Origin of the sequence: Clostridioides sp. ES-S-0108-01 (assembly GCF_020662285.1) — a bacterium.
Classification (GTDB): Bacteria; Bacillota; Clostridia; order Peptostreptococcales; family Peptostreptococcaceae; genus Clostridioides.
This window is the reverse complement of record NZ_JADGMN010000005.1, coordinates 139,513-153,811: the sequence shown is the minus strand read 5'-3', so window position 1 is coordinate 153,811 and position 14,299 is coordinate 139,513. Positions and strand designations below refer to the sequence as shown.

Annotated in this window: 10 protein-coding genes and 1 riboswitch; all 10 genes read left to right on the top strand. The window is 28.4% G+C overall.

What is annotated here, in order from left to right; translation table 11 throughout:
- Positions 1–60 precede the first annotated feature (60 nt).
- A complete protein-coding gene (locus tag IR152_RS06980; protein ID WP_227451065.1) occupies positions 61–1,212 on the top strand; it encodes an iron-containing alcohol dehydrogenase in 1,152 nt (383 codons plus the stop codon).
- Positions 1,213–1,224: 12 nt separating this feature from the next.
- Positions 1,225–2,037: a Cof-type HAD-IIB family hydrolase gene (locus IR152_RS06975; RefSeq protein WP_227451064.1), complete on the top strand. Its 813-nt coding sequence runs from the start codon at positions 1,225–1,227 to the stop codon at positions 2,035–2,037.
- A 25-nt stretch (positions 2,038–2,062) separates the two neighbouring features.
- Positions 2,063–2,554 (top strand): PTS glucose transporter subunit IIA, encoded by a 492-nt coding sequence (locus IR152_RS06970; RefSeq protein WP_227451063.1) that lies wholly within the window; start codon positions 2,063–2,065, stop codon positions 2,552–2,554.
- 264 nt (positions 2,555–2,818) lie between these two features.
- A complete protein-coding gene (locus tag IR152_RS06965; protein WP_227451062.1) occupies positions 2,819–4,222 on the top strand; it encodes a Sapep family Mn(2+)-dependent dipeptidase in 1,404 nt (467 codons plus the stop codon).
- A gap of 19 nt (positions 4,223–4,241) precedes the next feature.
- Positions 4,242–5,882, top strand: a complete 1,641-nt coding sequence (locus tag IR152_RS06960; RefSeq protein WP_227451061.1) for a PTS transporter subunit EIIC — start codon at positions 4,242–4,244, stop codon at positions 5,880–5,882.
- A 453-nt stretch (positions 5,883–6,335) separates the two neighbouring features.
- A complete protein-coding gene (locus IR152_RS06955) occupies positions 6,336–7,046 on the top strand; it encodes a LytR/AlgR family response regulator transcription factor (protein ID WP_227451060.1) in 711 nt (236 codons plus the stop codon).
- A 536-nt stretch (positions 7,047–7,582) separates the two neighbouring features.
- A complete protein-coding gene (locus tag IR152_RS20265; protein ID WP_227451059.1) occupies positions 7,583–8,377 on the top strand; it encodes an ATP-binding protein in 795 nt (264 codons plus the stop codon).
- A 177-nt stretch (positions 8,378–8,554) separates the two neighbouring features.
- Complete coding sequence (locus tag IR152_RS06945) at positions 8,555–11,131, top strand: FtsX-like permease family protein (protein ID WP_227451058.1); 2,577 nt, start codon at positions 8,555–8,557, stop codon at positions 11,129–11,131.
- A gap of 145 nt (positions 11,132–11,276) precedes the next feature.
- A riboswitch (Lysine riboswitch) is annotated at positions 11,277–11,456 on the top strand.
- Positions 11,457–11,602: 146 nt separating this feature from the next.
- Positions 11,603–12,994, top strand: a complete 1,392-nt coding sequence (locus IR152_RS06940) for a YfcC family protein (protein ID WP_227451057.1) — start codon at positions 11,603–11,605, stop codon at positions 12,992–12,994.
- 13 nt (positions 12,995–13,007) lie between these two features.
- Entirely contained in the window at positions 13,008–14,195 is a 1,188-nt protein-coding gene (locus IR152_RS06935; RefSeq protein ID WP_227451056.1) for a M20 family metallopeptidase, read from the top strand.
- Positions 14,196–14,299 lie beyond the last annotated feature (104 nt).

The following is a 14,299-nucleotide window of genomic DNA, read 5'->3' as shown; positions in this document are numbered from 1 at the left end:
TAAAAATCCTGTGATAGGTATAATTTGAATATGAAGGCAATAATTTAAGGGAGGAAAAATATGATTAACTTTTATCAACCATCAAGAATAAATTTTGGACAAGGAACTTTAAGCGAGTTACCTAGAATAATAGGAAAATATGGAAAGAAATGTTTGTTAGTTACTACTCCAAATGTAGAGCCATTAGACAAGCTATATGAAAGAGTTAGATTAGGTTTAATGGGAAAAGGTATAGAAGTTGTACACTTTGATAAGGTAGAGCCAAATCCAACTGTAGAACTAATAAATGAAGGATTTGAATTAGCTAAAAAAGAATCTGTAGATGTTGTCTTAGCTGTTGGTGGAGGTTCAAGTATAGATACTGCCAAAGTATTAGCCTTAACTTTTGGACTAGAAAAAATAGATTGGGATTATATGTTTAGTACATATACAAATCCATTTAAAATATATGATAAAGTAAGTGAAAAAGAATTACCATTAATTGCTGTATCAACTACTTCTGGGACGGGAAGCCAAGTTACACAAGCAGCAGTAATATCAAGAGGAAGTGAGAAAAATACAATATTCCATCAAAATTGTTTCTCAAGAGAATGTATAGTAGACCCAGAACTTATGCTAACTTTACCAGAGAGAATTACTGCATCAACAGCATTTGATGCCTTTACTCATGCATTTGAAAGTTACATAAACCCAAATGCTAATGATTTTACAGAGATAATGTCTGAAAAATCTATGGAATTAGTTATCAACTATTTACCTAAAGTGATGAAAGAAAGAAATAATATAGTATACAGAACAAAATTGGCAATGGCAGATACACTAGGTGGAAGTTCATTAGCAAATGCTGGAGCAGCAGCACCACATCCTCTAAGTGAAATAATAGGTGGAGTTACGCATATTCCTCATGGTGAAGCTTTAGCTATAGTGTTTCCAAAGTTTGTGGAAAAGTTCTGTGAAAATAATGTAGCTAAATTTGCTAAAGTAGCAAGAATGTTCAACGGAGAATTAGAAAAAGTAGAAGATAATGAAGCAGCTAAAGCTTTAAAAAATGAAATAGAAAGCTTTTTAAAGAGTGTAGGGCTTAAGACAAAAATGTCTGAGTTTAATGTAACAAAAGAACAGTTAGAAGAAATAGTAGGCTGTCCAGTTTTAGGTTTTTTACCATTTGGAAAAAAAGAAGACCTTATTGAAATATTAGAAAAATCTTACTAGGATGTGATACAAATGAATTATAAATTAATTTGTACTGATATGGATGGTACTTTATTGGGAAAGGGATTTGAAATATCAGAAGAAAATATTAAAGCATTAAAAGAAGCTATGGAAAAGGGGATTAAAGTAGCCTTAGTTACAGGAAGACCTTATAATGTTATGAAATATTTTACAAGGGTCTTAGGTGATGATATATATATTATATCAACTAATGGGACGTATTTTAAATTACTAGGATACGAGTATAAGAAGGTTTTAAGTAAAGAGTCTCTGAAAAAAATATATACAATAAGTGAAAAATATAATTTAAATAAACATTTTAAAGGATGTAAAATAGTCATATCCAACAATGAAATAGGTCAAGAACATCCATATAGACTAATAAATAGTAAAAATAAAGAAGAAGATAGAATTGAAATAATAGAAAATGCAAGCTGTGAAACTTTATTAGAAAGAGCTGAAGATGAGATTTTAAAGTGTATACTTTTCTCAGAAAACGTAGAGTCTTTAAGAGAAGCAAAGGAAGAGTTTAAAAAGCAAGAAGATTTAGAAGTGGTAAGTTCTGGAAAGTTAAATTTTGAAGTTATGAGTAAAGGTACTTCAAAAGGTATTGCAGTTAAAAAATTTTGTGATATATTAGGTATAGATAGCAAAGAAGTTATATGTATAGGTGATAATGAAAATGATATATCCATGATTGAATTTGCAGGTCTTGGTATCGCTATGGGAAATGCTACAGATGAAGTAAAATCTATGGCAGATTTTGTAACTGATACTAATGCAAATAATGGTGTAGCAAAAGCTTTAAGAAAAGTATTATCATAAAATTTTATAATGTGGAGAGTGTGTTATGTTTAATATATTTAAGAAAAAAGAAAATAAAATTGAGAAAATATACAGCCCTTTTAAGGGAAATTTAGTTAACTTAGAAGATGTTCCAGATGCAGTTTTTGCCCAAAAGATGATGGGAGATGGAGTAGCAATAATACCAAGTGAAGGTAAGTTATATTGTCCTGTTGATGGTGAAATAGTCAATGTATTTGATACAAAGCATGCAATAATGATTAAGAGTAACGATAATACAAATATGTTGATACATGTAGGTTTAGAGACAATGTCACTAGAAGGAAAGCCGTTTGATGTTAAGGTAAAGGCAGGAGATAAGGTAAGAGCTAAAGATTTAATAATGGAAGTAGATTTAGATTTTATAAGGTCAAATGATTTAAACATAATAACTCCTGTAGTTATAATGGATGATGCTGATTCTGTTAAGAGAACAGTAAAAGATAGACTAGAACCTGGAAATGTAGATATTAATAGCGTAATAATGGAAGTTGAATAGATATAAAAAGATGTAGCTAAGGCTACATCTTTTTATATCTATTTTTTGGAATAAAATTATATTAAAAAAGACGTAATAGATAAGTTAAAATATTAGTAATAGGTATAGTATGATTTTGTCATAATCTGTTGATTGTTTACCGTATCATTATGGTAATTTAGAGAAGTATTTGAAATATTGAAAAAATAATATTCAAAATTTATAATGTAGATATGAACTGAAATGCTTTGTAAAACTAATATAAAGGGGTGATAAATAATTAAGATGATAGTAAATAAAGAGCTAATTATTGATTATTTAAAATCCAATCAAGAGAACATAGTAAAAGATATTGCGAGTCTAGTTGAGATACCTTCAATTAGAGATGAGAGTACAGTAGATGTAAATCAACCATTTGGGATAGAAACAAGAAATGCCTTTGATAAGCTTATTCAAATAGCAAAAGATAAAGATTTTGTTGTAAGAGACTTTGATGGATATGCAATTCATATAGAATATGGAGAAGGTGAAGAAGTAGTGGGGGTGCTTAATCATATAGATGTGGTGCCAATATATACAAAAGAGTTGTGGAAGAGTAAACCTTTTAAAGTCTACCAAAGAGATAACTATCTTTACGGAAGAGGAGTTAATGATAACAAAGGACCTTTAATAGGGGTTTTATATGCATTACTTTTCTTAAGAGAACTTAATGAAAAGCCAAAGAGAAAGATTAGATTGATAGTAGGTGGAGCTGAAGAGACGACTTGGGAATGTATGGAGCATTACTTTAGTGTCAATGAACAGCCAAAATTTGCATTTTCTCCAGATGGAAACTTCCCAATAGTAAATGGAGAAAAAGGTATTTTATACTTTAATCTAAGAAAGAAAATGGATAAAGATAAACTTAGGAATCACAATTTAGTTGATATAAGGTCAAACAAAGAAGATGGATTTGTATGTGATAAAATCGAAGCTGTTTTTAAAACTAATGACAAGAAAGAGTTAGTAGAATTATTAGATTATTATACAGAGATAGAAGAACTAGAAGAAGAGAAAGTATTAGTAAGATATATAGGAGAAAGAGCTTTATCGAGAAACCCACACAGGTCATATAACTGTGCATTTAATTTAGCAAAAGATTTAGAGAAAATTAAAAAGTTAAATGATAAAGGAATCATAATAAAAGATATTTTAAATTCATACTTTACAGATGATAATCATGGAAAAAAATTAGGACTATATACAGAAGATGTAGATATGGGAGTTTCTACAATATGTATAATGAGTATATTCTTAGAAAAAAATGAGTTGAATATGAAAATAGATTTTAGATATCCTAAGGGTATAAGTTGGGAATTTATAACTAATAGAATTAATGAAATTGGAAAAAAAGAAAATTTAATAGTTGATATATATAAAGATTTAAAATTATTGTATGTAGAACCAGGCAGTGAATTAATAAATAAATTATCAAGTGCATATAAACAAGGTTTTGGAAAAGAAGCAGAACTTTTTACGAAAGGAGCTGCATCTTATGCAAGAGTATTAGAAAATGGAGTTGCATTTGGACCCACAATAGAGGGAGATAATCCAAATTCACATCAGGCAAATGAAAATATAAGTATAGACACATTATATAAAGCGATAGAAGTATATATATATGCATTATATAGCCTGGCATTTCAATAAAAATGGAGGAAATAATACTATGAAGGATAAATTACAAGTACTTTCTGGAGCAATGATGATTCCTGTTATATTACTTGTTGTAGCAGGAGTATTTATAGGATTAGGGTCAGCTTTTGCAAATATGGAAAACGTTTCTGCGTTGGGGCTTAGCGGACTAATAAAAGAAGGGTCATTTATAAATGTATTCTTTAAAGTAATAAATGACCTGGGGTTTATGGTAATGGGATACTTACCAATATTCTTTGTTACTGGTATAGCTTTTGGATTATCTAAAAAGGAAAAAGGATGGGGTGCATTAGGAGGAATTGTTTTATTTATAGGAATGCACACAGTTATAAGTACATTACTAGCAGCAAATGGTATAAATTCAGATACAGTTACAGCAGAAGCATTTATGTCATCTGGATTAAGCGAGGCAGAAGCATATAGCCGAAGTTCCTTATATGGTTCTTTCTTAGGAATATTTTCATATGATTGTAGTATATTTGGAGCTATAATAGCTGGATTTGTAGCTAGTACAGTACATAATAAATTTGTTGACATAGAACTTCCTAGTGCATTATCTTTTTTCTCAGGTTCAAGATTTTCAATGATTATGATGTTTATAGCATCAATAGTATTGGGTACAGCAATGTACTTTATATGGCCACCAGTAGGTTTAGCATTATCTAAGCTTGGTAATTGGATAGGTTCTAGTGGATTATTAGGAACATTTACTTTTGGAGCAATGGATAAAGCTTTATTGCCATTTGGCATACACCATTTAATTGCATTCCCTATAGAATACACAAGAGTTGGTGGAACAATGGAAGTAGGTGGAGCGATTTACGAGGGTGTTAATAATATAAGATTGGCTCAAATGGGAGACCCAGATACACTATCTTATATAACTCGTAACTTTACAACAGGACGCTTATTAATACATTTTGCAATATTACCAGCAGCAGCTTTGGCTATGTATAAATTAGCTGACAATGTTAATAAGAAAAAAGCAATAAGTATATTGATACCAGCAATAGTAACAGCTATGTTGGTAGGGGTAACGGAACCAATAGAGTATACATTCTTATTTGTTGCACCATTATTGTACTTTGCAGCATATGTACCACTAGCAGGATTGACATATGTATTTACAGAAATGTTTAATGTTTCTATAATGGGAGAATCATTTAGAAATATGTTTCCCAATTTATTACAACCTCAAAAAGTGGATGCGTTACCTTTATTATTTTTGATACCAATATTCTTTATAGTTACGTATATAATATTTACATGGGCAATCAAGAAGTTTGATATAAAGACACCAGGAAGAAGTTCAGAAGAAGTTAAGCTTTATAGTAAGAAAGAATACAGAGAAAAACAATCTGGGGATGCTGTTAAAGCTACAGACAAAGGAACAGTAGAAGATAAAGATACAGAACTTGTATATTCTATAATAGAAGGTTTAGGAGGATGTGGTAATATAAAAAATATTACAAACTGTGCAACTAGACTTAGAGTAGAGTTAAATTCAATTGATGAATTCTATGAAGATAGTTTCTGGGTAAATGAATTGGGTGCAAGTGGAGTTGTTAGAAAGCAAAATTCAGTTCAAGTTATATTTGGACCAAGAGTTATTACAATAGCATCAAAAGTTAAAGCTGTATTAGGTGTAGATTAATAGATATAGAGCCATGCAAATTAGATTATTTTGTATGGTTTTATTTTTTGCACCAAATAAAGATTCTACTTCTTCAACTTTTCTACCTGGATATTACCATAGATTGGGTATATATATATTTGGATATCTAAGAGTACATAGAATTTAATTATTTTAATTTTTTATAATTGTAGTAACAACTTTTATTGTTTTTTCAATTAAATCACCTTATAAAATAACATAATTAATAAATTTAAAATTATGAAGTTAATTGTTAGGATAAAGCAAATTTTATATTATAAGCCTATATAAAAATATTCGAAAAAATAAAAAATTAGTCTATAATTGTAAGTAATGAAAAGTGATTACTACAAATTAATAGAATCAATATGAAATAAAATAATAAATAAAGAAGAGCATATTAGATAAAATTAATAACTTAAAATAATATAGATGGTCATGAGGTGAAATTAAATGATAAAAATAACAATATGTGAAGATGAAAAAGAACAACAAAAGTTGTTAAAAGCACATATAGATAAAATATTTGAGGAGCTGTCTGTTAAGTATAAGTTGGAAATATTTAATTTAGGAGAAGAATTACTTAAAAACTATTCAAAAGATACAGACATACTTTTGCTAGATATACAAATGGGACAAATTAATGGAATGGATACTGCAAGAAAAATCAGGACATTAGATGATAAAGTAGAAATAATATTTATTACATCCATAATAGAATATGCCCTAGAGGGTTATGAGGTAAGAGCTTATAGATATTTAATAAAACCAGTAAAGTACGATAATTTAAAAGAAAATCTAATAAGCTGTATAAAAGAAGTGGATATAAAAAATAAACACATTATAGTAAAAGAGCAAGGTAATCTAAACAAAATAGATATAAGTGAAATAATTTATGTAGAAGTGCAAAAAGAAACTATAACTATACATACTTTAAATAAAGTTTACAAAATAACTGGAACAATGAGTAATATTGAAAAGGAGATAAATTGTAGTAGATTTTTTAGGTGTCATAAGAGTTTTTTAGTTAATTTAGAATATGTTAAAAGTATAAAACAGTATGTTTTAACGCTTGAAAATAGCGAAGAAGTACCTGTAAGTAGATATAGATTTAAGGATACAAAAGAGAAGTTTTTTGATTTAATAGAGGCAAAATTATGTTAAATTATTATAAGATTTTATGTATTATAAATATGCTTATATTCATGTCTTGTTTTTTTATGCTAATGAAAAAAAGAGATTATGCTTGTAAATGTAAAATTAATATTGAATCAATATTAATTTTAGTACTAGCTATAGAGTTAGTCATAAGAGGTATACCTTTTGGATTTGTAGCACTACAACCTTTAATCATTATAGTTTTAATGTTAGTTTTAATTTGCAAATGTATTTATAAAATTGATATAAAAAAATCTATCATTAATTCTGTAATGTATAGTTTAATATATATATTGATAGAAAGTAGTATTTATTGGTTTTTACTCATAATGTTTAATTATATCAGTGATTATATATATTTATTGGATCTTGGAATAAATTTTTTAATTATTTTTTTAGGTATTCATTTTCTTGATAAGCTACAAGAATTTTATAATAATAATAAGTATTACCTGTATATAATTTTAACTCTAATGGTTAATATACTTATAATTGTACTTTTAAACATCTCAACTTCAAAAATAAATGATTTATATAGCATAGTGATAAAAAATAACATTGAATATAACAATATTATATATACAGTTAAGGTATCTAGTTTTATAAAATATGTATTTCCATATATCTTATCTGTAATAAATATAATACTGATATTTATTTTTGTAAAATCTGTAAAATCAGAAAAAGAAAAAGTAAAAATGGAACTTGTAAACGAAAAATTAGATATGCAGTATAAATATTATCTAATGGTTAAAGAATCACAAGAAAAAATGAAACGAATATATCATGATATGAATAACCATATGGAAAATATAAAATTATTAAAAAATAGTAGTGAAGAGGTAAATAAATATATTAATAACATAGAAAATGAAGTAAAAAGCACAAAAAATATTTATAATACAGGAAATGTACTATTAGATATTATCTTATATGAAAAAAGTAAAATATGTATTGAAAATAATATAGATTTTAATGTAGGTATAGATTTTAGTCAATGTGATTTTATAGAGATGATTGATATAAGTAGCATATTTTCAAATTTAATAGAGAATGCAATAGAAGCATGTAACAAGATTGATGATAACAATATAGAAAAATACATACTTATAAAAAGTACTTTTATAAAAGGGTATTATGTAGTCAGGTTTGAAAATAGTAAAATCAACAAAGTAATAATTAAAAGTAATAAGATTTTTACTTCTAAAAAAGATAAATTCTTTCATGGAATAGGTCTCGAAAGTATAAAATCTTCAATAAAAAAATACAATGGAGAATTAAAAATTAGGGATAGTGAGCATAAGTTTATAGTCACTGTTCACATACCTTTTGAATAAAAATTTGATATGATTATTTATTTAATAAAGTGGCAAGTTCGGTTTAGTATGCTAGTTGTCGGTGAAAAAATACTACTTGTCGGTCTTGTATTGAAGCAAAGTTTTAGAAATGTTACCTTTTTAAAAAGGTAGCATTTTTTTATACGAGAATTTAATACAAGAAGAGGAGGTAAAGTTTTGACTATATTTAAACTATCAATATCGTATATGAAAAGACAAAAAGGAAAAACAATAGCACTATTATCAAGTATTGCACTTTCAGTGATGCTTATTTTCTCAATGATTGTAATTAGGGACTCAGGATACAATTCTCAAATACGAGAAGCAAAAGACTTACATGGAGATTATCAAGTATGGTTTGAGGGGATTGATATAGAGAAATCAAGAGAACTAGAAAACGATAATGAAGTTAAAAAATCAAGTAAAGTTAAATACTTTTGTGAAGCAGTCAATAAATCGAATGGTGTTAAATTTGATTTGAATTCATTTAATAAAGATTTTATAGATTCTCTTAACTATAAGATGATAGGAAGAAGCCCAACAAATGATGGAGAAATAGTCATAGAAAAAGAAGTAGCAAATCAGATGGGGATAAGTAATCCATTAAATAAGAATATTGATTTAATGCTAACGAATAAGTATATCGATAGCAAGGGAACTAACAAAATAGATAGTGCAAATAAAACATTTAAAATCGTTGGCTTACTTGAAAAACCGGATAGATATTATAACTCTCTATCTAATTCTATAGGTGGAATCAAGACTCAAGCATTTGTATATAAAGAATCAAAATTTCCACTAAAGACTAAAAATACATATAAAGGGACAATATTTCTTAAATTTGAAAAAAACACATCTAAGTTTATAAGTAAGCTTGAAAAAAAGTTAGACCTTGGTTGGGATTATTTACATGAAAATACTGAATTTAGTGTAGTTAAGTTATTAAAAGACTCCTCCTATAAGAATAAAGAAAATATTCAAAAGACAGTTCTTTTAATCATTGTGTCTAGCCTTGTAATATACAATATTTTTAATATTATCCTGCAAGATATGATAATTCAAATAGGGATTATGAGGTCAATTGGTATGTCAAATAAGAAAATCAAGTGTATGTTTAAAGTATCAAGTTTTATTTATATAGTTTTAGGTACAATAATTGGTATATTATTTGGAGTAATCTTATCATATATAGGAGTGAGAGTAGTATATGGATATAGTTCTATTCTAACTATAGGAATTCCAAGTATAATTTATTCTTTTGCAGTTTCAGTATTATCAGTATCAACAAGTAGTTTTATAGTAGTTAGGAAAGCTGTGAAGGTGTCCATAATTGATTCAATAAAAAGTAGTGAGAGGTATGAAAGAAAATCAAAATATAATATTATAAAAACAAATCGAACACATGGGAACATAATTAGAAGAATCGCGAGTAGAAATATATGGAGAAATAAATCTAGAACGATTATAACAATACTTGCAATTACTATGGTTGGAACTATGTTTATATTTAGCTTTGCAGTAAAAAGTACATTGAGAGCCAATATAGAGGAAGGAATAACAGGTGGTAGTTTTGGGATGTCCTATGGAAGTGTGGATAAAACAGTAAGTGGTAGTTACAATGGGACAGATAGTTTATTTTATAAAGTCGATAAAAATCTGATAGAGAAAATAAAAAATATAGAAGGCGTAAAAAGTGTAGATCCAAATTTTTACAATCCTAATGGATATGTTTTGCTTCCTAAAGAAAAAATATCTAAGTCCTATCAAGATGAATTAAATAGAAAAAATATACTATTTAAAGAGGAACATAGTAATGAATATCCTCTTCTTATAAGAGGTTATAGCGATGAGCTATTAAACAGTAGAGAGTCGTTTATTGAAGAAGGAAAAAACTTGACAAATGTTAAAGAAGGACAATATAAAAAAGTTATACTTGTAAACAATACAAATTCACAAGTTACACACTCATTTGAAGCAAAGGTAATTGATGGCGCAAAGGTTGGAGACATCATAGATATAAAATTACCTGTATATAAAGATAGTATTAAAAAGTATGAAACATTTAAGGTTGAGGTTAGTGCTATTATGAAAGAAGTTTATGCGGCATCTCAAGATGGGAATATTGATGCCAATGGAGCACAGGTGATATTTAGAGAAGATGACTATAGAGAATTAACAGGTCAAAAATATTATAACAAGATTTATGTAATGGTTAAAAAAGGTAAGTTATATCCAGTTGAAAAAAGATTAGAGAAGTTGACAAAGGATTATGCTTTTACATCAATTGGTGGTAAAGGTGAAGATTTGAAATTTAATGGAGGACAACAAAATTCAGAGGAACGGCTTGCAGTAATATATCAGTGTTTAATTATACTTATACTTTCTGTAAATAGTATTTTTATTATGAGAAGTAATATCATTGCTAGAAAAAAAGAATTATCAATACTAAGAGCAATTGGAATGAGTGTTAAGGATATTAAAAAAATCCTAATAATTGAAAGTGAATTTTATGGACTAGTTGCCTCTATAATAGGAGCTGTAATTGCAACAGTCTATTATAACTGGGGAATTTCAAAAACAAATAAAACTCTTTTAGCAGGAGGCTTTGAAAAAACAATAAAGCCTGATATTCCTGTGAGTCAAATATTTATGCTCTTTTCTATTTTTAGCATCATAGGATTTATTGCAGTATATTTATCTAGAGATAAATTAGAAGGTACATCAATAACAGAGGGAATTTCACAAAATGATTAAGTATGTTCAAATAAAAAATAAAAAGGAGAAACTTAATTGTAAATATTGCAATTATTATTCTGACAATATTTACAATCTTAATGTATTATGTTACAATTATTTACAATAAATAAAATTTAATAAGAATTACCTCATCTAATAAAAAGATTGAGGTAGAGGTTGCATTTACTAAGATTAATATTGAAGAGGTCGGAAACCAATGAGGCAATATAAAAGGAGTAAGTGCCGAAGTGCTAGTGTCCAAAGCTAGTGCTGGGACTGTATTTAATAAGTACAGTACTGTCATCAAAATTATCCCGAATTTTGATGGAGAGCTATCTTAAATAAGATAAAGGGAAGATGCAGGTATGTTGTATTTAGCACATTTAGCTCAACATGTATCCATGTTGAGCTTTTTTACATCTATACAAAATAGGATAAAAAGGGATGCAATAATAAAATATTTTAATTTAAAAAGTGGGGAGATTAAAAATGAGTAGTTTAAAAAAGAAAAAGTTTACTATGCCTCAAACACTTACTATAATATTCTTATTAATAGTAGTGATGGCAGTTCTTACTTGGATAGTACCAAGTGGAAATTTTGAAAGGGTGGATATAGACGGAAGGTCAGTTGTTGTAGCTGGAACTTATGAAAAAGCACCATCAAATCCACAAGGTGTTACTGATGTATTTTCAGCTCCTATAAATGGATTTATAGATGCAGCTCAAGTAGTTGGATTTGTTTTGATAGTTGGAGGCGCTTTTGGAATAGTTAATAAAACAGGAGCTATAGAAGCTATTATAGCTCATACTGTCAAAAAAATGAAGAGGTTTCAATTTTTAATAATACCTATCTCAATGATTCTATTTGGGCTAGGTGGAACGACATTTGGAATGAGTGAAGAAACACTACCTTTTTATATGATATTTATTCCACTCATGACCAGTATGGGATATGATTCATTAACAGCAGTGGCAACGATATTTGTAGGAGCAACAGCTGGATTTGGGGCAGCTACGACTAATCCTTTCTCTGTAGGAATAGCACAAGCATTGTCACAAATAACACCAGGTTCTGGAATAGAGTTTAGAGTTGTTATGTTTATAATATATATGGCTATATCTATAGGATTTGTTATGATATATGCCAATAGAGTTAAAAAAGACCATAAAAAGTCTTTAGTACACGATATATCACTAAATCAAGAATCAATGACTAATAGTGATACTAACATAAAAGAATTTACAAAAAGAGAAGCTATGGTAATATCAATTTTCGTGGTAGGTATGGCGATTATGATATTTGGAGTTTTAAAGTTAGAATGGTATATAACTGAGATTGCAATGATATTTACAGCAATAGGTATAATATCAGGAATAGCATCAGGGCTTAAACAAGATGAAATAGTTAATTCATTTATAAATGGAGCAGGAGATTTAATGACAGCAGGGCTATGTATAGCATTTTCTCGTGGAATCGTAATAATAGCAGAAAATGGATTTATAATAGATACAATTTTAAATTCTGCAGCAAATTTATTAAATGGACTACCAAAAACTATATTTATAAATTTAACTTTCTTAATAGAAGGTTTGATAGCATTTTTAATACCATCTGCTTCAGGGCTTGCATCACTTACAATACCTGTACTTGCACCACTTGGAGACTTAGTTGATGTATCTAGACAAATGATAGTTACAGCTTATCAATTTGGTATAGGTGTAACTAACCTAATAACACCTACATCAGGTGTTTTAATGGGAGCATTAGCAGTGGCTAATATTCCTTGGTCAAAGTGGGTTAGATTCATAGTTCCTCTAATGGTAGTATTAACAATTCTTGTAATGGTATTCTTGACAATAGGATTATATCTAGGATTCTAATAGGAGGTAAGTTATGATAGAGAGTGTAAAGAAAAGAGCTTATGAGATAGAGGATGAACTTGGAAAAGAAATTGAAGAAGTATGTGATTTTATATTCAATAACCCGGAGCTAGGTGAAGAAGAATATATATCATCAAAGTACTTAGTAGAGAAAATGAAGGAATATGGATTTGATACAACTTATCCGTACTGTAATATGGATACTGCTTTTAGAGCAGAATTAGGAGATAGTGATGGTCCTACTATAGCATTTTTAGCTGAGTATGATGCACTTCCTGGATATGGAGAAGATAAAGAACCAGCTCATGCTTGTGGGCACAACTGGATTGCAGCATCTACACTAGGAGCTTGTATAGTATTAAGTAAATTAAAAGAAAATTTTAAAGGAAAAATAGTACTAATAGGAACACCAGCTGAAGAAACAACAGGAGGAAAATGTGATTTAGTTAAAGCAGGAGCCTTTGATGATGTTGATGTAAGTTATCAGATGCATATAGAAGCTTTTAATAATATAAACTGCAAGGCTTTGGCAATAGATTCATTAGAGTTTAGTTTTGAAGGGGTATCAGCACATGCAGCTAGTCATCCTCATATGGGAGTTAATGCGTTAGATGCAGTACAACTTACTTTTGCTGGGATAAATGCACTAAGACAACATGTAAAATCAGATGTTAGAATACATGGGATAGTTTCAAATGGAGGAGAGGCTCCAAACATAGTTCCAGAAAAAGCAGCCTGTAAATTTTTCGTAAGAGCTGCTGAAAGAAGTTATTTAGATGAAGTAACTAAAAAGGTTATAAACTGTGCAAAAGGAGCAGAGTTAATGACAGGAGCTAAGCTTTCCTATAGATATTTTGAAAATTCTTTTGACAACATAATAAATAACAAAGTGCTTCAAAAGATAACAAAAAATAATTTGATTGAGGTGGGTATAACAGATATATTAGAAGGTAAAGATGGACCAGTAGGTTCTACAGATATAGGTAATGTAAGTCAAGTTTGCCCTACTATGTATACAGAAATAGCTTTAGATATAAATCCAATGGTGTATGTTCATGAAAAAGAGTTTCTAAACTATGCAAATTCTGAGGAAGCTTATGATAAACTTCACAAAGCAGTAAAAGCAATGGTAGGATGTGCATTAGAAATTTATCTAGAAGATGGACTACTTGATGAGATTAAGAAAAATCACTTAAACTAAAAATAAAATAAATGGGTATTACTTAAAAAATGGTAATACCTTTTTTATTTTGTTTATTGATAAAAATAATATTTTTGTGGATTCAATTTATATAGTTTGTTTAA